This window comes from Micromonospora sp. NPDC051196 (assembly GCF_040682415.1).
Classification (GTDB): domain Bacteria; phylum Actinomycetota; class Actinomycetes; order Mycobacteriales; family Micromonosporaceae; genus Micromonospora.
On the sequence record NZ_JBFBAY010000011.1, the window covers coordinates 144,489 to 165,855 of the forward strand.

General features: G+C 70.2%; 22 protein-coding genes. 10 read left to right on the forward strand and 12 right to left on the reverse strand.

Annotated features, from left to right (window positions below; genetic code table 11):
• Window positions 1-45: 45 nt before the first annotated feature.
• Together murA and nadA are read right to left on the reverse strand one after the other, a co-directional pair.
• Window positions 46-1,401, reverse strand: coding sequence for a UDP-N-acetylglucosamine 1-carboxyvinyltransferase (murA, locus tag AB0M35_RS21380; RefSeq protein WP_363747366.1), 1,356 nt, complete (start codon window positions 1,399-1,401; stop codon window positions 46-48).
• A gap of 224 nt (window positions 1,402-1,625) precedes the next feature.
• Window positions 1,626-2,801, reverse strand: coding sequence for a quinolinate synthase NadA (gene nadA / locus AB0M35_RS21385; RefSeq protein ID WP_363747309.1), 1,176 nt, complete (start codon window positions 2,799-2,801; stop codon window positions 1,626-1,628).
• 68 nt (window positions 2,802-2,869) lie between these two features.
• On the opposite strand from nadA, the gene AB0M35_RS21390 reads away from it, so the two are divergent.
• The 3 genes from AB0M35_RS21390 to AB0M35_RS21400 all read left to right on the forward strand — a co-directional run bounded on the left by AB0M35_RS21390 (window position 2,870) and on the right by AB0M35_RS21400 (window position 5,727).
• Window positions 2,870-4,009 carry a glycerate kinase gene (locus AB0M35_RS21390; RefSeq protein WP_363747310.1) on the forward strand — a complete coding sequence of 380 codons (1,140 nt, stop codon included), beginning with the start codon at window positions 2,870-2,872 and terminating at the stop codon, window positions 4,007-4,009.
• Between the two features lie 197 nt (window positions 4,010-4,206).
• Window positions 4,207-4,575 carry an iron-sulfur cluster insertion protein ErpA gene (erpA, locus tag AB0M35_RS21395; protein WP_204032725.1) on the forward strand — a complete coding sequence of 123 codons (369 nt, stop codon included), beginning with the start codon at window positions 4,207-4,209 and terminating at the stop codon, window positions 4,573-4,575.
• Between the two features lie 174 nt (window positions 4,576-4,749).
• Window positions 4,750-5,727, forward strand: coding sequence for a carbohydrate kinase family protein (locus AB0M35_RS21400; RefSeq protein ID WP_363747311.1), 978 nt, complete (start codon window positions 4,750-4,752; stop codon window positions 5,725-5,727).
• A 155-nt stretch (window positions 5,728-5,882) separates the two neighbouring features.
• Here AB0M35_RS21400 and AB0M35_RS21405 read toward each other — a convergent pair whose 3' ends face one another.
• A complete protein-coding gene (locus tag AB0M35_RS21405) occupies window positions 5,883-6,107 on the reverse strand; it encodes a sulfurtransferase TusA family protein (RefSeq protein ID WP_363747312.1) in 225 nt (74 codons plus the stop codon).
• A complete protein-coding gene (locus tag AB0M35_RS21410; RefSeq protein ID WP_363747313.1) occupies window positions 6,104-7,255 on the reverse strand; it encodes an aminotransferase class V-fold PLP-dependent enzyme in 1,152 nt (383 codons plus the stop codon). The genes AB0M35_RS21405 and AB0M35_RS21410 overlap by 4 nt, the downstream gene beginning before the upstream one ends.
• A 197-nt stretch (window positions 7,256-7,452) precedes the next feature.
• On the opposite strand from AB0M35_RS21410, the gene coxB reads away from it, so the two are divergent.
• Together coxB and AB0M35_RS21420 are read left to right on the forward strand one after the other, a co-directional pair.
• Window positions 7,453-8,424, forward strand: a complete 972-nt coding sequence (coxB, locus tag AB0M35_RS21415; RefSeq protein ID WP_363747314.1) for a cytochrome c oxidase subunit II — start codon at window positions 7,453-7,455, stop codon at window positions 8,422-8,424.
• Window positions 8,425-8,434: 10 nt separating this feature from the next.
• A complete protein-coding gene (locus AB0M35_RS21420; protein ID WP_363747315.1) occupies window positions 8,435-8,863 on the forward strand; it encodes a cytochrome c oxidase subunit 4 in 429 nt (142 codons plus the stop codon).
• Window positions 8,864-9,163: 300 nt separating this feature from the next.
• Here AB0M35_RS21420 and AB0M35_RS21425 read toward each other — a convergent pair whose 3' ends face one another.
• The 4 genes from AB0M35_RS21425 to AB0M35_RS21440 form a co-directional block, all read right to left on the reverse strand.
• The gene (locus AB0M35_RS21425; protein WP_363747316.1) at window positions 9,164-9,361 is read right to left on the reverse strand and encodes a hypothetical protein; all 198 of its coding nucleotides are present in this window, start codon (window positions 9,359-9,361) and stop codon (window positions 9,164-9,166) included.
• 160 nt (window positions 9,362-9,521) lie between these two features.
• Complete coding sequence (trpD, locus tag AB0M35_RS21430) at window positions 9,522-10,568, reverse strand: anthranilate phosphoribosyltransferase (RefSeq protein ID WP_363747317.1); 1,047 nt, start codon at window positions 10,566-10,568, stop codon at window positions 9,522-9,524.
• Window positions 10,569-10,650: 82 nt separating this feature from the next.
• Window positions 10,651-11,046 carry a hypothetical protein gene (locus tag AB0M35_RS21435; RefSeq protein ID WP_363747318.1) on the reverse strand — a complete coding sequence of 132 codons (396 nt, stop codon included), beginning with the start codon at window positions 11,044-11,046 and terminating at the stop codon, window positions 10,651-10,653.
• Between the two features lie 165 nt (window positions 11,047-11,211).
• The gene (locus tag AB0M35_RS21440; protein ID WP_363747367.1) at window positions 11,212-12,111 is read right to left on the reverse strand and encodes a cytochrome c oxidase assembly protein; all 900 of its coding nucleotides are present in this window, start codon (window positions 12,109-12,111) and stop codon (window positions 11,212-11,214) included.
• Window positions 12,112-12,302: 191 nt separating this feature from the next.
• Between AB0M35_RS21440 and AB0M35_RS21445 the strand changes: the two genes are divergently transcribed.
• The 5 genes from AB0M35_RS21445 to AB0M35_RS21465 all read left to right on the forward strand — a co-directional run bounded on the left by AB0M35_RS21445 (window position 12,303) and on the right by AB0M35_RS21465 (window position 17,414).
• Window positions 12,303-12,902 (forward strand): heme-copper oxidase subunit III, encoded by a 600-nt coding sequence (locus AB0M35_RS21445; protein ID WP_363747319.1) that lies wholly within the window; start codon window positions 12,303-12,305, stop codon window positions 12,900-12,902.
• Between the two features lie 66 nt (window positions 12,903-12,968).
• The gene (locus tag AB0M35_RS21450) at window positions 12,969-13,808 is read left to right on the forward strand and encodes a cytochrome c (RefSeq protein WP_363747320.1); all 840 of its coding nucleotides are present in this window, start codon (window positions 12,969-12,971) and stop codon (window positions 13,806-13,808) included.
• 70 nt (window positions 13,809-13,878) lie between these two features.
• On the forward strand, window positions 13,879-14,952 hold the full coding sequence (locus AB0M35_RS21455; protein WP_363747321.1) for a Rieske 2Fe-2S domain-containing protein: 1,074 nt from the start codon (window positions 13,879-13,881) through the stop codon (window positions 14,950-14,952).
• A complete protein-coding gene (locus tag AB0M35_RS21460) occupies window positions 14,949-16,568 on the forward strand; it encodes a cytochrome b N-terminal domain-containing protein (protein ID WP_363747322.1) in 1,620 nt (539 codons plus the stop codon). Before AB0M35_RS21455 ends, AB0M35_RS21460 begins: the two co-directional genes overlap by 4 nt.
• 168 nt (window positions 16,569-16,736) lie before the next feature.
• Complete coding sequence (locus tag AB0M35_RS21465; RefSeq protein ID WP_363747323.1) at window positions 16,737-17,414, forward strand: DUF4142 domain-containing protein; 678 nt, start codon at window positions 16,737-16,739, stop codon at window positions 17,412-17,414.
• Between the two features lie 213 nt (window positions 17,415-17,627).
• Here the strand turns inward: AB0M35_RS21465 and AB0M35_RS21470 are convergent, their stop codons facing one another.
• The 4 genes from AB0M35_RS21470 to AB0M35_RS21485 all read right to left on the reverse strand — a co-directional run bounded on the left by AB0M35_RS21470 (window position 17,628) and on the right by AB0M35_RS21485 (window position 21,283).
• Window positions 17,628-17,906: an Lrp/AsnC ligand binding domain-containing protein gene (locus AB0M35_RS21470; protein WP_363747324.1), complete on the reverse strand. Its 279-nt coding sequence runs from the start codon at window positions 17,904-17,906 to the stop codon at window positions 17,628-17,630.
• Between the two features lie 53 nt (window positions 17,907-17,959).
• Window positions 17,960-18,883, reverse strand: a complete 924-nt coding sequence (locus tag AB0M35_RS21475) for a sugar phosphate nucleotidyltransferase (protein WP_363747325.1) — start codon at window positions 18,881-18,883, stop codon at window positions 17,960-17,962.
• A complete protein-coding gene (locus AB0M35_RS21480; RefSeq protein ID WP_363747326.1) occupies window positions 18,880-19,422 on the reverse strand; it encodes an NUDIX domain-containing protein in 543 nt (180 codons plus the stop codon). The genes AB0M35_RS21475 and AB0M35_RS21480 overlap by 4 nt, the downstream gene beginning before the upstream one ends.
• A 70-nt stretch (window positions 19,423-19,492) precedes the next feature.
• Window positions 19,493-21,283, reverse strand: coding sequence for an HD domain-containing protein (locus tag AB0M35_RS21485; protein WP_363747368.1), 1,791 nt, complete (start codon window positions 21,281-21,283; stop codon window positions 19,493-19,495).
• Window positions 21,284-21,367: the final 84 nt, after the last annotated feature.

Sequence of the window (21,367 nt, forward strand, 5' to 3'; positions counted from 1 at the left end):
CGGGTGCAAAGGCCACCTGGCGGACCGGGCGTGGTGTGGCCCGGATTACGGCCGTTCGGCGTGCGCGCCGAGGTCGGCGAGCTTGGCCTCGAAATCCTCGTAGCCCCGGTCGATCAGATCGACGCCGTACACCCGGGAGGTGCCCTCGGCGGCCAACGCCGCGATCAGGTGAGAGAAACCGGCCCGCAGGTCGGGGATGACCAGATCGGCGGCGTGCAGCTTGCTCGGCCCGGCGATCACTGCGGAATGCTTGAAATTGCGCCGGCCGAAGCGGCACGGAGTGCCGCCCAGGCAGTCCCGGTAGACCTGGATGTTGGCGCCCATCGAGTTGAGTGCCTGCGTGTAGCCCAGCCGCTGCTCGTAGACCGTCTCGTGCACGATCGACAGGCCCCGGGCCTGGGTCAGCGCCACGACCAGCGGCTGCTGCCAGTCGGTCATGAAGCCCGGGTGCACGTCGGTCTCCAGTGCGGTGGCCTGGAGTTCACCGCCCGGGTGCCAGAAGCGGATGCCGCCCTCCTGACCGGGCTGTCCCGGCCGAGGGGGGCGGGTGTCGGTCACCTCGTACTCGCCGCCGATCGAGCGGAACACGTTCAGGAAGGTCATCATGTCGGCCTGCTCGGCGCCGAGCACCTCCACGTGGCCGCGGGTGGCCAGCGCCGCCGCCGCCCAGCTCGCCGCCTCGATCCGGTCCGGGATCGGCCGGTGGGTGTAGCCGTGGAGTTTCGGTACGCCCTGGATCTCGATCACCCGGTCGGTGTGCACCTTGATGATCGCGCCCATCTTCTGAAGGACGCAGATCAGGTCGATGATCTCCGGCTCCACAGCGGCGTTGCGCAGCTCGGTGACGCCCTCGGCCATCACCGCGGTGAGCAGCACCTGCTCGGTCGCGCCCACACTCGGGTAGGGCAGCGCGAACTTGGTGCCGTGCAGACCGTTCGGAGCGGACAGGTGCAGCCCCTCGGGGGTCTTGTCGACCGTCGCGCCGAACTCGCGCAGTGCCTGGAGGTGGAAGTCGATCGGTCGCGGCCCGATGTGGCAGCCGCCCAGGTCCGGTATGAAGGCGTGCCCGAGGCGGTGCAGCAGCGGCCCGCAGAACAGGATCGGGATTCGGCTGGAGCCGGCGTGCACGTTGATCTGGTCGGTGCTGGCGCTTTCCACATTCGCCGGGTCGAAGACCAGTTCGCCGTCCTCGACGCCGTCGCTGACCTTGACGCCGTGCAGCCCGAGCAGACCCCGGACCACCTCCACGTCACGGATCTTCGGCACGTCGAACAGCCGGCTCGGGCTGTCGCCGAGCAGCGCGGCGACCATCGCCTTGGAGACCAGGTTCTTCGCGCCGCGCACGCGGATCCGCCCCTGCAAGGGGGTGCCTCCGTGTACGACCAGGACGTCGTCGGTCAACGCAACCTCCAGCGCGTGCGTGCTGCCGTTTGGATGTGGGGACACCACGGGTCGCTACCCGGGAAGCAGTCGCGTTCAAACGCTCACGCCCGCGTGTCTCGTCGCCCGGCAGCATAGCCCTCCGTGATGAGAATGGATCCGGTCACACCGCATCGGGGGGCATTTATCGGTGATCCGGCACTTTCGTGTACCAGTGGTGTTACCCAGAGTGATTGCCTGCTCGGTCAGGCTCCGGGTAGCGCGAGCATCTGATCCAGGGCCACCCGGGCGTGGTGTGCGGTGTCGGCGTCGACGGTGATCTGGTTGACCACCCGGCCTGCGACCAGTTCCTCCAGCGCCCACACCAGGTGGGGCAGATCGATGCGGTTCATCGTCGAGCAGTAGCAGACCGCCCGGTCGAGGAACATGATCTGCTTGTCCGGGTGGGCCAGCGCGAGCCGGCGTACCAGATTCAGCTCGGTGCCGACCGCCCATGCCGAACCGGCCGGGGCGGCCTCGATGGTGCGGATGATGTACTCGGTCGAACCCACCAGATCTGCGGCATTCACCACCTCGTGGCGGCATTCCGGGTGCACCAGCACGTTGACCCCGGGCACCCGCTCCCGGACGTCGTTCACGCTGTCCAGGGTGAATCGCCCGTGCACCGAGCAGTGCCCGCGCCAGAGGATCATGCGAGCGTCGCGCAGCTGCTCGGTGGTGAGCCCGCCGCCCGGCTTGTGCGGGTCGTAGAGCACGCAGTCGTCCAGCGAGAAACCCATCTCCAGCACCGCCGTGTTGCGGCCCAGGTGCTGGTCGGGCAGGAAAAGCACCTTCTCACCCTGCTGGTAGGCCCACTCCAGGGCCCGCTTCGCGTTCGACGAGGTGCAGACCACCCCACCGTTGCGCCCGACGAAGCCCTTGATGTCGGCCGAGGAGTTCATGTAGGTGACCGGCACGGTCTGCGCCGCGATGCCCAACTCGGTGAGCACGTCCCAGGCGTTCTCGACCTGCGGCAGCGCCGCCATGTCCGCCATCGAGCAGCCGGCCGCCAGATCGGGCAGGACGACCCGCTGCGTGTCGGAGGTGAGGATGTCGGCGCTTTCGGCCATGAAGTGCACACCGCAGAAGACGATGTACTCCGCGTCCGGCCGGGCGGCCGCCTCGCGGGCCAGCTTGAACGAGTCGCCGGTCACGTCGGCGAACTGGATCACCTCGTCGCGCTGGTAGTGGTGGCCCAGCACGAAGACCTTGTCACCGAGCGCGGCCTTCGCCGCCCGCGCCCGGGCCACCAGGTCGGGGTCGCTCGGCGCCGGCAGGTCACCCGGACACTCCACGCCACGCTCGGTGGCGGGGTCGCTGCCGCGGCCGAGGAGCAGCAACGCAGTGGCGGTGTTCGAGGGCTCAACCCAGGTCGACGTCACGCCCTCCATGGTCCCACAGCGGGGCACGTGCGCCGCCCCTGCGGCTGTGGGCTGCCACACTGCCAGGCATGCGCGTACTGCTCTGCCCGGACAAGTTCGCCGGCACGCTGCCGGCGCCTCAGGTGGCCGCCGCCGTGGCCGACGGTTGGCTGGAGATCGCCCCCGGCGACGACCTGCTGGTCAGGCCGCTGGCCGACGGAGGGCCCGGCTTTCTCGACGTGCTCGCCGAGGCACTGCCCGGCCGGCGGGTCCCGGTGGCCACCGTCGACCCGCTGGGTCGTCCGGCCCCCGGTGAGATCCTGCTCACCGACGACGGCGCGACCGCCTGGCTGGAGAGCGCGCAGGCGTGCGGGCTGCACCTGCTCGACGCGGCCGAGCGTGACCCGAAGACCACCACCTCGTACGGGTTGGGGCTGCTGATCACCGCGGCGGTCGAGGCCGGCGCCCGCACGGTGGTGGTCGGGCTGGGCGGCTCGGCCACCAACGACGGCGGCGCGGGGATGCTCGCCGCGCTGGGCGCCGTCGCGCTGGACGACACCGGCGCAGCCCTGCCGTACGGCGGTGCCGCGCTGGCCGCCGTGGCCACGCTCGACGGCGCACCCCGGCTGCGCGAGGTACGGCTGATCGCCGCCACCGATGTCGACAACCCGCTGCTCGGCCTGCACGGGGCGAGCAACGTCTTCGGGCCGCAGAAGGGCGCCGACCGGGCCGACGTGCTGCTGCTCGACGCCGCACTCGGGCGCTGGGCCGAGGTGCTCCAGCAGCGCCTGCCCGGCTGTCCCAGCGGGCTGGGTGCGCTGCCGGGTGGGGGTGCGGCCGGTGGCATCGGGGCCGCGCTGCTGGCCCTCGGTGGTCGCTGTGAGTCCGGAATCGGGCTGGTCAGCCGGGCTGTCGGCCTGAATGCCGCGCTCGACGGTGTAGACCTGGTCATCACCGGGGAAGGCAAGTTCGACCACCAGTCGCTGCGCGGCAAGGTGGTCGCCGGTGTCGCCGGTGCCGCTCGCGACCGGGGTGTGCCGTGTGTCGTACTCGCCGGCCAGGTCAGCACCGGACGACGAGAGGCGGCCTCGGTCGGGGTGACCGAGGCGTACAGCCTGGTGGAACACTTCGGCGGCGAGGAACGCGGCGGCCTGACTGCGGCCCTGGAACGCCCGGGAGAGGGGCTACGGGCGCTGGGCGCCCGGTTGGCCCGCCAGTGGAGCCGCTGACGCCCCGGCACCTCGGGTCGGCCCGCTTCCGGTGCGGTCGCCGACCGCTGTCGCCGACGGAGCGGCTGGTCACGCTGTCGAGTGCGCGGACCGTGTGCGGCATACAATCGAAAACTGGACCACTGTGGGAATCGCTGACCGGCGACTGATGTTGGCCAGGGGAAGACCACACCGAACGCGCGCAGGGAGAATTCCACGTGACCACGCCAGCGCAGACCGAGTCGACCGAGGCCAAGGCCCCCACGTCCGTCGTCCTCACCGACGTCGCGGCGCAGAAGGTCAAGGCCCTGATCGAGCAGGAGGGCCGCGACGACCTGCGGCTTCGTATCGCCGTGCAGCCGGGCGGCTGCTCGGGCCTGCGGTACCAGCTCTTCTTCGACGAGCGTTCCCTCGACGGTGACGTCGTCACCGACTACGACGGCGTCGAGGTCGTCGTCGACCGGATGAGCGCTCCGTACCTGACCGGCGCCACCATCGACTTCGCCGACCGGATCGACGCCCAGGGCTTCACCATCGACAACCCCAACGCGGGCAACTCCTGCGCCTGCGGCGACTCGTTCAGCTGAGTCGAACTTCACGATGAGGGGGCGGTCCCACGGGCCGCCCCCTCATCGTGCCCCTCCCCACGAACACCGGTTGTCGGGTGGCCGGTGGTGGGAGAGGGAGAGCAATCGGGCGGTCGCTCGTGAAATGGGGTGGCGGTAGGCTGACGATCTCCGCTCCCGACCCTGAGGGCTGCCATGAAGATCGCCGTGACCGGCTCGATCGCTACCGATCACCTGATGAGCTTCCCGGGTCGGTTCGCCGACCAGCTCATCGCCGACCAACTGCACAAGGTGTCGCTTTCCTTCCTGGTGGACGACCTGGTGCTGCGGCGGGGTGGGGTGGCGGCCAACATCGCGTTCGGCATGGGGCAACTCGGTCTGCGGCCGGTGCTGCTCGGTGCCGTCGGTGCCGACTTCGCCGACTACCGCTCCTGGCTGGAACGGCACGGGGTGGACTGCGACTCGGTGCACGTCAGCGAGGTGGCACACACCGCACGTTTCGTCTGCACCACCGACACCGACATGTGCCAGATCGCCTCGTTCTATGCAGGCGCGATGAGCGAGGCCCGCAACATCGAGTTGCAGCCGGTCGCCGAGCGCCTCGGCGGGCTCGACCTGGTGCTGGTCGGCGCCAACGACCCGGAGGCGATGCTGCGCCACTCCGAGGAGTGCCGGGAGCGTGGCTATGCGTTCGCCGCCGACCCGTCACAGCAACTCGCCCGGATGGAGGGCACGGACGTGGTGGGGCTGATCGACGGCGCCGAATACCTGATGACCAACGACTACGAGAAGTCGCTGCTGCAGAGCAAGGCCGGGCTGAGCGACGATCAACTGCTGGACCGGGTCCGGATCCGGGTCACCACCCTGGGCAAGCACGGGGTGGAGATCGCGGGGCGGGACATCGACCCGATCCACGTACCGATCGCCCGGGAGGCGCAGGCCGTCGATCCCACCGGGGTCGGCGACGGCTTCCGCGCCGGCTTCTTCACCGCGCTGTCCTGGGGCGTCGGGCTGGAGCGCGCCGCGCAGGTCGGTTCGCTGCTGGCCGCGCTGGTGCTGGAGACCGTCGGCACCCAGGAATACCAGGTACGGCGAGACCTGTTCGTCAAGCGCCTCGCCGAGTCCTACGGCGATGAGGCCGCCGACGAGATCCGCCCCCACCTGCTGCCCTGACCGTTGCCGGCGCTCGTTCGGTTGGCCTCGTACGCACAGACTTGTCGCGGCGTTCCGGAGGTGGAAACCTACGCCATGCCGCCCGCTACTGATCGGCTCCGCCCGCGGCGTCAACCGTTGACGGCGTGACCTCGCCGACGACCGCGGCCTTCCTTTCACCGGCGGCGGCGGATGTGGTGGGCGGGGCCGGTGGTGCCGAGGAACTCCTGGTCGCGCATGCGACACCAGGCCGGGATGTCCACGGCGGCCGCCGGATCGTCGGCCAGCACCCGCAGGACCGAGCCGACCGGAAGCTCCGGCAGCCGGCGGGCCAGCGCGATCACCGGCAGCGGACAGCGTTGACCGAGGCAGTCGAGGACCTCGTCGGGTTCGGCGCTCACAGCCCGACCACCCCGGCCTGGGCCCGCAGGTCGGCGACGATGCCGGGCAGTTCGGTGAGGAAGCGTTCCACGTCCGCCTCGGTGCTGCCGGAGTGCAGCGAGACGCGTACGTTGCCGTGCGAGAGCACGCCCATCGCCTCCAGAACGTGCGACGGCCGCAGCGTCGAGGAGGTGCAGGACGAGCCCGACGAGACCGCGAAGCCGCGTCGGTCCAGCGCGTGCAGCAGCGCCTCGCCGTCGACGTACAGGCAGGAGAAGGTGACCAGGTGCGGTAGCCGTTGCTCGGGATCGCCGACCACCTCCACGTCGGGCACCTCGGCGGCCACCCGGGCCCGGATCCGGTCCACCAGGGGCGCCAGCCGGGCCGCCTGGGTCGCCGCATCGGCCGCCGCCGCGCGCAGGCTCGCCGCTGCCGCGACCACCGCCGGCAGGTTCACCGTGCCCGGCATCCGCCCCGACTCACGCTCGTCGGACGGCCAGGGCGACTCCCAGCGGGTGCCCTTGCGGACCACCAGCAGGCCGACGCCGGGCGGACCGCCCCACTTGCGGGCGCTCGCGGTCAGCACCGACCAGCCCCGCGGTACCGGCATCCGCCCCACCAGCTGGGCGGCGTCGACGTAGAGCGGTACACCCACGTCGGCGCAGGCCGCCGCCGCTTGCTCGACCGGCTGGACGGTGCCCACCTCGTGGCTGGCCGCGATCAGGGCGGCCAACGCCACCCCGGAACCGGTGACGGCTGCCGACCAGGCGTCCAGATCCAGGCGGCCAAGCCGGTCGACCGGCACCTCGGTGGCCGTACCACCGCCGGCCGTGTGTCGCTGCGCCGCGTGCAGCACCGCGGAGTGCTCGATCGCCGAGTGCACCAGAACAGCACCGACGCGTCGTCGCCCGAGCAGGCCACCGAGCACGGCGGAGTGCGCGGCGGTCGTACCGCTGCTGGTGAAGGAGAGCTCGTCGGGGCGTACGCCCAGGGTTTGCGCGGTGGCCTCGCGGGCGGCGTCGAGCAACTGGCGGGCCCGCCGGGCAGACGTGTAGAGCCGGTCGGGGTCGGCCCAACCGTCGTCAAGTGCGGCCAGTAGCGCCTGCCGCGCGACCGGATGCAGCGGCGCGGCGGTGGCGGCGTCCAGGTAGACCGAGGATGGAATCACATCTACCCACGCTATCGCCCCCGGCCGCGACAAGATCCCCCGTCGGGGGCGGACACTGACCCCAACCGGGTCGAGCCCGTCATGGTCGAGTAATCTGCGACCGTCGGTGACGCCTTTGCCGCTGGTGTGGCGGCTCCGCTCGGCGGAGACAGCCAGATCGAGGAAGACACCGCGGCGCGCTAGGGAGGCAGGACCAGGTGGTCGCAAGGAGTTCGGAGGTACGGCCGACGGCCGTACGGCGCAGCGCATCCCCGGGAGCCGGTGTTCGGCGGGGGCGTCGTGCCGGGCGTCTCGCCGGGCTCGGATTCGGCGGGGCGGCGCTGCTGGTCCTGCTCACGGGCTGTGATGTCGGCGCGGCGTTCGGGGGCTTCGGCTGGCCGCAGGGTGGCATCACCCCGGAGGCCCGGCGGATGTACGACCTGTGGATCGCCTCGTGCATCGCGGCGCTCGCGGTCGGTGTCTTCGTCTGGGGCCTGATCTTCTGGTGCGTCGTGCGCTACCGCAAGCGTGGCAACGAGCTGCCCGTGCAGACCCGCTACAACCTGCCGATGGAGTTCCTCTACACCATCGCGCCGGTGCTGATCGTCGCCGTGCTCTTCTACTACACCGCGATCGTGCAGACCGACGTGGTGAAGACCACCCGCAACCCCGACGTGACGGTCGAGGTGGTCGCCTTCAAGTGGAACTGGCAGTTCAACTACCGCGACGGCCAGGGCGTCGACGCCAACACCACCGCCTCGGTGCTGGGCACCAGCGAGGTCATCCCGATCCTGGTGCTGCCGAGCAACCGGTCCATCCGGTTCGAGGAGACCAGCAAGGACGTCATCCACTCCTTCTGGGTGCCGGAGATGCTGTTCAAGCGCGACGTCATGCCCGGCAGCATCCGCAACGTCTTCGAGGTCTCCTCACTGGAGTCCGAGGGCGCGTACGTGGGCCGCTGCGCCGAGCTGTGCGGCAGCTACCACGCCTTCATGAACTTCGAGCTGCGGGTCGTCTCGCCGGAGAACTTCGACCGCTTCCTGGCGGCCAAGCAGGACGGCGCCTCGACGCAGGAGGCGTTGACCTCGATCGGCGAGGAACCGTACGCGGTGACCACCAAGCCGTTCGAGACCCGGCGTACCCAGGACAACTTCAACCAGGGCAGCGCGCCCGTCGGCGCGGGAAGCTGAGGCAACGGGCATGAAGACCGAGTGGCGCATCTTCCTGACCATTGCCGCGTTCCTGCTCTTCGCGGCCGTCCTGTACGGCGGCTGGACCTGGGCCGATTCGGATGGTCGTGTCGAGTGGATCGGCACGGTGGCCCTGCTGCTGTCGTTCCTGCTCTGCTCGATGTGCGGCGGCTTCTTCTGGTTCGTCTCGCGCCGCATCGACCTGCGTCCGGAGGACCGGCCGGACGGTGAGATCGCCGACGGCGCGGGCGAGATCGGCTTCTTCAGCCCGGGCAGCTACTGGCCGTTCGGCTTGGCGCTGGCCGCCACGATCGCCGGCCTGGGCCTGGTGTTCTGGCAGATGTGGCTGCTCGGCCTCGGCGCGGTTGCGGTCATCTTCGCCGCCTGCGGCCTGCTGTTCGAGTACTACACGGGCACCCGCCGCACCGCCGAACACTGACACCCACGCGTACGCAGTACGAAGGGCCCGCCTCCTCCGGAGGCGGGCCCTTCGCGCACCTGCCTCCTCCGCCCCCGTCGCCGCACACCCCGGCCACCCTGCCCGTCGACGCCGCTCTGCCCCGTCAACGCCGCTCTGCCCCGTCAACGCCGCTCTGCCCGTCGATCTTGCAGTTTTGGTCGCGCTTATGTCCTGAATAGGCACTTTGCGGAGACCGAAAGTGCAAGATCGGCGCGGAGAGGCGAGGGCGCGGAGGGCGCGGAGGGTGGGGCGGGGGAGGGAGGGGAGGGGTGGGGTGGGTTAGGCGGCGCGGCGGGGGGTGGGGTGTTGGTGAAGGTGCTGGTGGGGGATGGGAAGGGGCGCGGCGAGGAGGATGGCGGTGCCGCAGCGGGTGCAGGCCAGTTCGGGGCAGGTGGAGCCGTGGCCGTCGAGGCAGGGCGGTACCTCGAACAGTTGGCGGTCCTCGCAGGTGTCGCAGTACAACTCGCGCTCGGCCATGATGACTCCTCCCGCTCGGCTGGTCGCGACGGTGCTCACAAACGGGTACGGCACCCGGGTCGGCCGTCGCGGCGCTGGTCGCCGATGATCGTGGGAATTACTCGTCTGTAGTTTCCCACGTCGCCCTGACACTTCTGCCGCAGCCACAACCCGCGGGTGCTCAGGCCGCGCGGGCGACCTTGACCCACTGGTCGAGGGTGCGGGCGGCGGCACCGGAGTCGATCGACTCGGCGGCCCGGTCCAGACCGGCGCGCAGCGCGGTGGTCAGGTCACCGTCCAGCGGGCCCTGGGTGGCCAGCGCCGCGGCGGCGTTGACCAGGACGGCGTCGCGGACCGGGCCGGGCTCACCGGCGAGCAGGCGATGGGCCACCTGCGCGTTGTACGCGGCGTCGCCGCCCCGCAGGTCAGCGAGGGTGGCCCGGGGTATCCCGAGGTCGGTCGCGTCGACCAGGGCTTCCCTGACGGTGCCGCCCTGGGCGACCCAGAACCGGGTCGGCGCGGCGGTGCTGAACTCGTCCAGGCCGTCCTCGCCGCGTATCACCAGTACCGAGTCGCCCCGGGCGGCGAACACTGCGGCCATCACCGGAGCCATCGTCGCGTCGAAGCAGCCGACCGCGCCGGAGCGGGGACGCGCCGGATTGGTCAGCGGGCCGAGGAAGTTGAACGCGGTCGGCACACCCAACTCCCGCCGGACCGGGCCGGCGTGGCGCATCCCGGGGTGGAACCGGGCGGCGAAGCAGAAGCCGATGCCCACCTCGGCCACACACCGGGCCACCTGCTCAGGGCCGAGATCCAGCGGTACGCCGAGAAACTCCAGCAGGTCGGCGGTGCCGCAGGAGGACGAGGCGGCCCGGTTGCCGTGCTTGACCACGCGTACCCCGGCACCGGCGACGACCAGTGCGGTCATGGTGGAGATGTTCACCGTGTGGGCGAGGTCTCCGCCGGTACCGACCACGTCCAGTGCGCTGGCGCGTACCTCATCGGGCAGCTCCACCGGGACGGCGCGGCGCAGCATCGCCTCCACCAGCCCGCCCAACTCGGCCGGCGTCTCGCCCTTGGCGCGTAGCGCCACGGCGAAGCCGGCGATCTGGGCGGGCGCCGCCGAGCCGGACATGATCTCGCCCATCGCCCAGGCGGTGTCGGCGGCGGAGAGTTCCTCCCCGCGCAGCAGCGCGGTGAGCAGGTGCGGCCAGGTCCGTTCGCCCATTGCGGGCCTCCCGAGCAGACGAGTGCGGGTGGGGGGACCGGCGCCGGCTCGTCCGGCGCCGTGGCGGTGCCGGTGCGGAACGTCAGGCGGGCGCGTGCGTCCGCAGCAGTTCGGTCACCGTGGCGGCGGCGGTCACCGGGTCGAGCGGGTGCACCAGGGTGGCGTCGACCTCGGCGTACGCGGCGAGCCATCGGTCGGCGGCGCGGGCGATCACCACACAGGTCGGGGGAGCCTTCTCGAAGTCGTCCTTGATCTGCCGGGCGATGCCGATGCCGCCACCGGGGGAGGCCTCGCCGTCGAGCAGCATCAGGTCGATCTCGTAGTCGTCGACCAGCCGGACGCACTCGGCGTAGGTGGCCGCCTCGACGAACTCGATGCGCAGGTCGGCCGCAGGGCGGGTGCCGACGGCGAGCCGCATCCGGTCCCGTACCTGCGGGTCGTCGCTGTAGAGCAGGACGGTGCACAGACGATCGCTCATGCCGACACTCCGCTTCGCTTTCCTGCCGCTCGCCACCGACGATCGCGGCGAGCCGGGTGACCCGCCCGCTGATGGCTTCGAGACGGCTTTCACCTCGTAGCTGCGTGGCCGATCGTACCGGTCGACGTGCTCTGTGCCGCACGCCCCCCGTTACGGTCGGCGAGGTCAGCCGGTGGCCTCGGCGGCACGCTGGCGGGCCTCCTGGCGGTCCAGTTCGCGGTCGACCCGGCGGGCCTCCCGTTCGGCGTGACGCATCCACTGCACGACCAGGACGGCGAGCATCGTCACACTGACGAACTCGCCACCGGCCCACAGGATGCCACCGGCGAGGACCTGGTCCTCCCACGGATCGGCCCAGCTCAGCCCCAGGGAGGGGTACCAGTCGCCGCCGAAGAGGGTGCTGCTCTGCATGATGGTCAGGCCGAGCACGGTGTGGAACGGCACCGACAGCAGCATCAGCAGGGCACGAGCGGGGTGCGGCCAGCGTCCCGGCAGCGGGTCCAGGCCGAGCAGCGGCCAGAAGAACACGCAGCCGGTCATGATGAAGTGCGCGTGCACCAGTTCGTGCGCCCAGGCGTGTTCCAGCGTGTAGCGGTACAGGTCGGTGAAGTAGAGCGCGAACGGGTTGACCACGAAGATGGCGAACGCCACCAGCGGGAAGCTGTAGATCCGGGCGATCCGACTGTGCACCACCGCGAGCAGCCGCTTGCGTGGGACGGGCGGCAGTGTCCGCAGGGCCAGGGTCACCGGTGCACCCAACGCCAGGAAGATCGGCGAGATCATGGACAGCACCATGTGCTGGACCATGTGCACCGACAGCAGTGTGGTGTCGTACGCGCCCAGGCCGGTGAGGGTGACCGAGGCGATGCCGCCGAGACCGGGCCCGAGGAAGAAGATCGTACGCGCGATCGGCCAGCGGTCGCCGCGTATCCGCAGGCGGTGCACCCCGTAGAGGTAGAGGGCGGCGGCGAGCACCAGGACGACGGCGAGCCAGTTGTCCAGCCGGGCCTCGGTGACCACCGTGGTCACCGAGAACGGCGGCGGGGTGGCCTCGGCCGCCAGCACGGCCGCGCCACCCGGGCCGGGTAGGCCTGCCGTGAGCTGCGGCGCGGCCGGTACGGCCGGGAAGATCGGATCGACGTGCAGCACGCCAATCAGCCTAGGTCAGGCGAACCGGACGGTACCGATCGGGCCATGTGTACTCGGGTTTGGCCCCCCGCTGATCGCCGGCCGTGGTCAAGGGCAATAATGACCGCGTGACTGCGGCCCCAGCCATTGACAAGAGCCGGATCCACTCTCTGACGCGCCCCAACATGGTCAGCGTCGGGACGATCGTCTGGCTCTCCAGCGAACTCATGTTCTTCGCGGCGCTGTTCGCGATGTACTTCTCCATCCGCGCGGCGGCGCCGGAGCAGTGGGAGAAGCACACCGCGGTGCTCAACGTTCCGTACGCGACGACCTTCACGGTGATCCTGGTGCTCTCCTCGATCACCTGCCAGATCGGCGTGTTCGCGGCCGAGCGGGGTGACGTGCACGCACTGCGGCGTTGGTTCACGATCACCTTCGTGATGGGCCTGATCTTCGTGATGGGCCAGGCCAACGAGTACCGCGAGCTGGTGCACCACGGCATCAAGATCAACGAAGACGGTTACGGCTCGATGTTCTACCTGACCACCGGCTTCCACGGCCTGCACGTGATCGGTGGCCTGATCGCCTTCGTGATCTTCATGATCCGCACCACCATGGGCCGGTTCACCCCGGCGCAGGCCACCTCGGCGATCGTCGTGTCGTACTACTGGCACTTCGTCGACGTCGTGTGGATCGGGCTCTACGCCATGATCTACTGGCTTCAGTGATCTTGGCGCCCGCGCGCCGCTGCTCCACCCCCTGAGACAAGGTCCAACCGGTTAAGGACACAGCTCATGACTTCTGACAACGACCGCCGACGCGGTCTGCTCGCGCGGTTGCGCGGGCGGCCCGTGGCGCGCAGCAGGGGCCGCCGCCGGCTGGGTGCCGCGGTCCGGCTGGTCGCCGCGTTGATGCTGGCCGGCGGCGCGTACACGCTTCTCGCCCCGAGCGCGTCGGCGCAGGACAATCCGCCGTTGAGCAGTGCCGCCGCCGACGGCAAGGCGCTGTTCGACGTGAGTTGTGTGACCTGTCACGGTCGCAACGCGCAGGGGGTCGAGGGGCGCGGGCCGAGCCTCGTCGGCGTCGGCGCGGCCTCGGTCGAGTTCCAGGTCAGCACGGGCCGGATGCCGATGGCCCGGCAGGAGGCCCAGGCGGCTCGCAAGCCCGAGGTGTTCACCCGCGACGAGATCGACCAGTTGGCCGCGTACATCCAGGAGTTGGGTGGCGGCCCGGTCGTGCCGGCCGGTGACAACCTGCACGCCGACGGCAACGTCGCGATCGGTGGCGAGCTCTACCGGATCAACTGCTCGCAGTGCCACGCGTTCAGCGGCGGCGGCGGTGCCCTCTCCTCCGGCAAGTACGCGCCGAGCCTCGCGCCGGCCACCGACCGGCAGATCTACGCGGCGATGCTGAGTGGCCCGCAGAACATGCCGGTGTTCGGCGACAACCAGATCACGCCGGAGCAGAAGGCGGACATCATCGCCTACATCCAGCAGTCCCTGAAGAACGACGCCGACCCGGGCGGCGTGTTCAACCTGGGCCGTTACGGTCCCTCGACCGAGGGCGTGGCGATCTTCCTGGTCGGCATCGTCGCGCTGGTCTTCACCAGCCTGTGGATCGCGGGCAAGTCGTGACCAAGCTGATCTCCCGAGTCAGTGCTGTGGTGCCGCCACGTGCCGGCGCCGAGCGGAGCGAGGTGGCGGCATGAGCACCCACACGGCCCACCCGGGCCACGAGCAGGTCGACGTGAACGACCCCCGGCTGAGCCAGTTCGACATCGTCCGTGAGGGCGCTCGCCGGGACGACATCGAGATCGTCCACTACGAGCCGCAGGTCACGCCGGGCAGCAAGGCCGAGCGTCGGCTGGTCCGTACGGTGGCCGCGATGTTCCTGCTCACCGGCCTGGCGGCGACGGCCTTCCTGGTGGTCTACATCTGGTGGCCCTGGGAGTACGAGATGGGTCGCGGCGGCGACAAGCTCTACACCCCGCTGCTCGGCCTCACGCTCGGTGTCGCCCTGCTGGGCCTGGGCTTCGGCATCCTCACCTGGGGCAAGAAGCTGCTGCCCAAGGAGGTGTCGATCCAGGACCGGCACGAGGGCGTCTCAGCCGAGGACCAGAAGATCACCGGCCAGACGATGGCGTACATGGCCGACGAGCTGGGCGTGAAGCGCCGTCCGCTGCTCGGCGTGTCGCTGCTGGCCGGTCTGGCACCGGTCGGTGCGGTCGCCGCGGCGCCGCTGGTGGGTGGGTTGATCTCCGACCCGCACAAGGACAACCAGATGATGACCACCGGCTTCAGCCCGCAGGACGGCCAGAAGATCCGGTTGGTACGCGAGGACGGCCGCCCGATCCGGCCGGCGGACATCAGCTCGGGTGGCCAGATCACCGTCTTCCCCGGGATCGAGCACGGGGTGAGCAACCTGCACGCCGACTCGCCGACCCTGCTGATCCACCTGCGTGAGGCCGACGCCGAGCAGTCGCGTCGCAACAACGAGCGGGTGGGCCACGGCGACTACATGTGGGGCAACTTCGCCGCCTACTCGAAGATCTGCACGCACGCGGGCTGCCCCGCGAGCCTGTACGAGCAGCAGACCAACCGGCTGCTCTGCCCGTGCCACCAGTCGCAGTTCCTGATCACCGACAACGCCAAGCCCATCTTCGGTCCGGCTAGCCGGCGACTGCCGCAGTTGCCGATCGAGGTGGACGCTGAGGGCTTCTTCGTGGCGAAGTCCGACTACACCGAACCCGTCGGGCCCGACTTCTGGGAGCGGCCGTGAAGCGGCGCAAGTTTGACATGGCAGCGATGCCCGCCAAGACCGGCCGGGCGGTCGACGAGCGCTTCCAGGTGGCGACCCCGCTGCGCCGGCTGCTGAACAAGGTCTTCCCGGACCACTGGTCGTTCCTGCTCGGCGAGATCGCGCTCTTCTCGTTCATCGTCCTGCTGCTGACCGGTGTCTTCCTGACGTTCTTCTTCGAGCCGGCGATGACCGAGGTCATCTACAACGGCAGCTACGCCCCGCTGCGGGGCACGCCGATGTCGGCCGCGTACGCCTCGACCCTGGACATCTCGTTCGACGTCCGGGGCGGCCTGATCATGCGGCAGATGCACCACTGGTCCGCGCTGCTGTTCATGGCCGCGATCGTGGTGCACATGCTCCGGATCTTCTTCACCGGCGCGTTCCGCAAGCCGCGGGAGACCAACTGGATCATCGGTTCGCTGCTGTTCTGGGTCGGCTTCCTGGCCGGCTTCACCGGCTACTCGCTGCCGGACGACGGCCTGTCCGGCACCGGCCTGCGGATCGCCTCGGCGATCATGCTCTCCATCCCGGTGATCGGGTCCTGGGTGACGTCCTCGGTCTTCAACGGCGAGTTCCCCGGCACGATCATCATCAGCCGGTTCTTCATCGCCCACGTGCTGCTCATCCCGGGCCTGCTGGTCGCGCTGATCAGCGTCCACCTGGGGCTGGTCTTCAAGCAGAAGCACACCCAGTGGCCGGGTCCGGGCCGGACCAACGGCAACGTCGTCGGCGAGCGGATGTTCCCCCGGTACGCGATCAAGCAGGGCGGCTTCTTCATGGTCGTCTTCGGCGTGATCGCGCTGATGGGCGGTCTGTTCCAGATCAACCCGGTCTGGCTGTTCGGCCCGTACGAGGCGTGGGTGGTCTCCGCGGCCAGCCAGCCCGACTGGTACGTCATGTTCCTGGACGGCTCGACCCGGTTGATGCCGGACTGGGAGATCTTCATCCCGATCGGCGACGGATACGTGATTCCGCCGCTGTTCTGGCCGACCGTGGTGCTACCCGGCATCCTGGTCATGCTCTCCCTGTTCTATCCGTTCATGGAGGCCCGCTACCTCAAGGACTACCGGAGCCACAACCTGCTCCAGCGTCCCCGCGACGTGCCGTTCCGTACCGCCCTGGGCATGATGGCCATCACGTTCTACGTGATCCTGACCCTGACCGGCGCGAACGACGTCATCGCCGACAAGTTCCACATCAGCCTGAACGCGATGACCTGGGCCGGCCGGATCGGTCTGCTGGTTCTGCCGCCGGTGGCGTACTACGTCACCTACCGGCTCTGCCTCGGCCTGCAACAGCACGACCGGGAGGTGCTGGCCCACGGCGTGGAGACCGGCATCATCCGGCGCCTGCCGGACGGTCGGTTCGTCGAGGTGCACCAGCCGCTCAGCTCGGGTGGCGAGCATGGTGAGCTGCCGTACGCCGGTTGGGTCGTACCGAAGAAGATGAACCGGCTCGGGGCGCTCGGTCCCGCCATCCGGGGCTTCTTCTACCCGATGGAGAAGCCGGCCGAGGCGCCGGTCTCGCCGGGGCACCCGCCGGTCGAGGCCCGCGCCGAGCGCGAGGAGATCGGCAGCGGGGACAGCCGCAGCTGAGTCGGACCGCAAGTGGGACGTGGCGCCCGCCGGATGATTCCGGCGGGCGCCACGTCCTTTTCCCGCCCTTCACCACCTCGTCGGGGCTTCCCGCCAGTCCCCGGATCGCAGGAATAACCCCGGTCAGCCGGGTATCCGTGCGGTCCAACGTCTCAACGGGGAGGAAGCATGTTGGGTATCAAACGCCTCGGCCTGCTGGCCGCACTGGTGCTGGTGGGTGTGGCACCCGCCGCAGCAGCGCAGGCGGCGGCGCAACCGTCGGAGCAGGACACCCAGTACCTGCAAGCGATCCACCAAGTCAACCTGTACGAGGTCAAGGCCGGCGAGCTGGCCCAGAAGAAGGCGCAGAACCAGCAGGTCAAGGACCTCGCGCAAATGATCGTCACCGATCACAAGGATCTGGACCAGCAGGTGAAGGACCTGGCCGGGCAACTCAACGTCCAGTTGCCGAACGAGCCCACTCCTGATCAGCGGACGGCTCTCGACCAGCTGAACAACGCCAGTGGTGAGGAGTTCGACCGGCTCTGGGTGACCCAGGGGCTGGCCGGTCACCTGCAGGCCATCCAGGCCACCCAGACGGAGATCTCGCAGGGTACCGAAACCCAGGTGGTCCAGCTGGCGCAGACCGCGCTGCCGGTCCTGCAGGCGCACTACGACGCCCTGGTGCAGTTGGCCGAGGAACTCGGCATCCCGGTGCCGGAGGCCAGCCCGAGCGGCACGCCCAGCCCGGGCGGTACCGTCCCGGCTCCGGGTGGCACCACGCCGACCCCGGGCGGGACCTTCACCGAGGAGGCCCCGGCTCCGGGCGGCACCGTCACCGAAAGCCCGGCGCCCCAGCAGAGCTGACCCCGACGGTACGCAAAGCCGGCCCAGCCCGCCCAGGCTGGGCCGGCCATCTCCTCCCTCCCGCCCCTCTCCCGCCCTCCCTCCCCCTTCCCTGCCCGCCCGTCCCCGTCGATCTTGCACTTTTTGTCGGCACAAAGCAGGCAAAAAGTGCATTCCGGCGACCAGAAGTGCATGATCGCGGAGGAAAGAGGGGCGGGGGAAGGGGGGGAGGGGTTAGGCGAGGCCGATGGCGAAGGCTTCTTCCAGGTCGTGGCGGGAGTAGGCGCGGAAGGCGATGTGTGACTCGGTGTTGAGCACGCCGGGCACCTTGGAAATGCTGCCCGCGATCACCTGCGCGATCTCGTCGAACTCGCGGACCCGCACCATGGCGATCAGATCCACGTGCCCGGCCACCGAGTAGACCTCGCTCACCCCGGGCAGGTTGGCCAGAGCCTCGGCGACCTCGGGGATCGAGTCGGTGGCGCAGTCGATCAGCACGATCGCGGTGATCACTGGAGGTTCTCCGTTCGTCGGTGTTCCTCGCCCATGCTAGGGCCCGCCTGCGTTCAGACCGCCGGGACGGTCAGGTCGTCGTCCACTCGGATCACGTCGTGCAGGTGCTCGTCGGCGCCGACGGTGGCACCGGGCCAGAGCACACAGCGGGTCACCGTGCCGCGTACCGTGGCGCCCGCGCCGATCACCGAACGGTGGTAGCTACCGGTGACCGTGGCGCTCGGATCGACCAGACTGTCGTCACCGGCGGCATGCAGGTTCGCGGCGAGATAATCGGCCGGGGTGCCGGTGTCGTAGAAGGTCCCGCGGTAGGGGACCACGGTCAGCCGGCCGGCGGCCTCGGCCGGGCGCCACACCGCCCGGACCAGATCACCGAAGACCGGCGGCAGATCCCGGACCATCCGCCAGGGCAGCAGCGAGAAGCCGGTGAAGACGTACCCGTCGAAGGTGCCCGGTGCCCTCGGGTCGGGCGCCGGCTGACCGAGCAGGCGTACCGACTCGCCGTCCCAGTCGTGCAACAGCGCGGCGATGTCGGGCCCGGGTGGCGACATCGGATCGGCGAGGTACGCGTCGGCGTTGCCGACCAGTACGCCCCGACCGGCGATCCAGTCCCGCAGTCTGCCCACGCCGCCGGCGGTGCCGAGCGGACTGCCCTGCTCCACCGAGAGGTGGGCCCTCGTGCCGACCCGGTCGATCACCTGGTCACCGAGGTAGCAGGCGTTGACGGCGACCCGCTGCGGCCCGGTAAGGCCGAGCCCGGCGAGCCGGGCGAGCGCGCGATCCAACAGCGACACGTTGCCTACCGGGCAGAGCGCCTTGGGTAGCCGCTCGGTCAGCGGGCGCAGCCGGGTGCCCTCGCCGGCGGCGAGCACCACGGCGCAGAGGTCACCGCCGTGGCGGCCCACCACGGCTGAACTGTCACCATGCGCGCCGTCGAAGCCCGGGTCGCCAGCCGCGTCGCCGGCCAGGTCGGTCATGGCAGGGCGTCGGGCAGCGGCGGCGGGAACTGTCCAGCCAGCGGGCCGATGTCGTAGTAGGCGAGCAGCCGCGCGGTGGGCCAGGTCAGCTTGGGCAGGTCGTCCAGCGGGTGCCAGGCGGCCTCGAAGACCTCCGCCCCGTCCACGGTCAGCGTGGTGCTCGACGCCGGGACCTCGGCGGTGAAGACCACGTCCACCCAGCCCTTGGCGTGCACGACCGCGTTGGGGGACGCCGGAGTCAGCTGGGTGGGCGAGAGTCGTACGCCCGCTTCCTCGTGCAGTTCGCGGGCCGCACCCACGGCCGGGTTCTCGCCGCGTTGCAGCAGCCCGGCCGGGAGCGACCAGCCCCGGCCCGGCGGCTGGCGGAGCAGCAGCAGCCGGCCGGCACCCTCGGCCTCGCTGTCGTGGACCAGGGTCACCGCGCCGACGATGTACTTCGGCACGGCCAGGCGCACCAGCCGGCGTCGTACCATCGGCGGCAGCCGGTAGAAGACCTGGTAGGCGACGGCGCGTCCGATGCGACGCGAGCGGGGGATCATCGCTTCAGGCTAGTGGCCGCGAGCCGTGCTCGCGCCCGGGGAGCGCGGTGCGTCGCTGTCGGTGGTCGCGTCACTGCCGGTGGTCGACGAGGTCGATGAGTTGGCGTACGACGGCGTCCGGCTCAAGCACCCGATCGAAGACCGCGACCAGCAAAGTCTCCAGATCGGGGTAGCCGAGTTCCTCCGACAACCGCAGCAGCGGCAGGTCGCTGGCCAACCCTCGGTTGTGTTTGCGCAGGGCGAGCCCGATGGTGGCACGCCCGAGCCGGACCTTGTCGCTGATCGAGATGCCCGGTTCGCTGTGCTCGGCGAACCAGCGGTTGATCTGCATCTGCGCGTGCGGTGACTTGACGAAGCCGAGCCACTCGCGGCGCGGGCCGCGCGGGGCGACCTCGGCGTCGAGGCCGCTCTCCCCGTCGGTCTCGGTGAAGATCTCGACGACGTCACCCTCCTCCAACTCGGAGGAGAGCGGGACCAGCCGACCGTTGATCCGGGCGGCGAGACATCGCTCGCCCCGGTCGGTGCCCAGTTCGTAGGCCAGGTCCACCGGGGTCGCCCCGGCCGGCAGGACGATCTGCCGGCCCTCGGCGACCACCTGGATCTGCGCCTCGGCCAGGTCGCAGCGCAACGACTGGAGGAACTGCGCCGGATCGGCCGCGTCCTGTTCCCAGTCCAGCACCCGGCGCAGCCAGTCGAGCTGTCCGGCGCGGGCCGTCGGCGCGCAACCCGGGCGGGGGAAGCGGAAGTCGGCGGCCACCCCGTACTCGGCGGAGCGGTGCATCTCCTCGGTGCGGATCAGCACCTCCACCGTACGGTCGCGTGGGCCGCAGACACTGGTGTGCAGGGAGCGGTAGAGGTTGTTCTTCGGGGAGGCGATGAAGTCCTTGAAGCGGCCGGGAACCGGCCGCCACAGCCCGTGGATGGCGCCGAGGGCCGCGTAGCAGTCGGTGGCCGGGCCGTCCACCACGACGGTGATGCGGGGCAGGTCGTACGGCACGGTGTGGCCGCCGGCGACGGTGTCCTTCCAGATCGAGTAGAGGTGCCGGGGTCGGGGGGCGACCTGGGCGTCGACCCGGCTTCGCCGCAGCGCCACCTTGGCCTGGGCCACCACGTCGGTGAGGTAGCTGTCCCAGCCGGGGCGGTCGTGCACGTGTCGGGCGATGCGGGCGTGCTCCTCCGGCTCCAGGTGCAGCAGCACCACGTCGTCCAGCTCCCGTTTGAGGGTCTGGATGCCCAGCCGGTCACAGAGCGGTACCAGTACCTCCAAGGTCTTGCGGGCGATCCGTTCCCGGGAGGCCGCCGAGCGTACGCCCAGGGTGCGCATGTTGTGCAGCCGGTCGGCCAGCTTGATGATCAGAACCCGGACGTCCTTGCCGGCTGCGATGATCATCTTGCGGATGGTCTCCGCCTCGGCGGCCTGACCGTAGAACGCCTTGTCGAATTTGGTCACCCCGTCGACGAGGTGGGCCACCTCGTGGCCGAAGTCCTCGGCGAGGGCCTGCAACGTGTAGCGGGTGTCCTCCACCGTGTCGTGCAGCAGCGCCGCGACCAGCGTGGTGGTGTCCATGCCCAGCTCGGCGCAGATCTGGGCGACCGCGAGCGGGTGGGTGATGAACGGCTCCCCGCTCTTGCGGAACTGGCCGCGATGCATGTTCTCCGCGATGGTGTACGACCGGCGCAGCACCGCGGGATCGGCACCGGAGTGGATGCTGCGGTGGGTGCGGACCAGCTGACCCACCGGCTCGGTGTCGGCGGTCGGCCAGGTCAGCAGCGACCGTAGCCGGCGGGCGAGTGGCAGCTCACCCGGCTGTGCGGGAAGTGCGCCCCCCAGGGCGCCGCCGCGTCCGGCGTCGACGTCCACGTGGGACACCCCCTCACTTCCGCTCCGGCGCATCGGAGAACCGACAACCGGGAACAGAACCTCGAAACGGGCAGGACTGCACTT

Coding starts and splice junctions, on each gene's coding strand:
- AB0M35_RS21390 (WP_363747310.1), top strand. CDS start 2,870: ATGCGCGTACTGCTCTGCCCGGACAAGTTCGCCGGCACGCTGCCGGCG.
- AB0M35_RS21400 (WP_363747311.1), top strand. CDS start 4,750: ATGAAGATCGCCGTGACCGGCTCGATCGCTACCGATCACCTGATGAGC.
- AB0M35_RS21420 (WP_363747315.1), top strand. CDS start 8,435: ATGAAGACCGAGTGGCGCATCTTCCTGACCATTGCCGCGTTCCTGCTC.
- AB0M35_RS21425 (WP_363747316.1), bottom strand. CDS start 9,361: ATGGCCGAGCGCGAGTTGTACTGCGACACCTGCGAGGACCGCCAACTG.
- trpD (WP_363747317.1), bottom strand. CDS start 10,568: ATGGGCGAACGGACCTGGCCGCACCTGCTCACCGCGCTGCTGCGCGGG.
- AB0M35_RS21435 (WP_363747318.1), bottom strand. CDS start 11,046: ATGAGCGATCGTCTGTGCACCGTCCTGCTCTACAGCGACGACCCGCAG.
- AB0M35_RS21450 (WP_363747320.1), top strand. CDS start 12,969: ATGACTTCTGACAACGACCGCCGACGCGGTCTGCTCGCGCGGTTGCGC.
- AB0M35_RS21455 (WP_363747321.1), top strand. CDS start 13,879: ATGAGCACCCACACGGCCCACCCGGGCCACGAGCAGGTCGACGTGAAC.
- AB0M35_RS21465 (WP_363747323.1), top strand. CDS start 16,737: ATGTTGGGTATCAAACGCCTCGGCCTGCTGGCCGCACTGGTGCTGGTG.
- AB0M35_RS21475 (WP_363747325.1), bottom strand. CDS start 18,883: ATGACCGACCTGGCCGGCGACGCGGCTGGCGACCCGGGCTTCGACGGC.
- AB0M35_RS21480 (WP_363747326.1), bottom strand. CDS start 19,422: ATGATCCCCCGCTCGCGTCGCATCGGACGCGCCGTCGCCTACCAGGTC.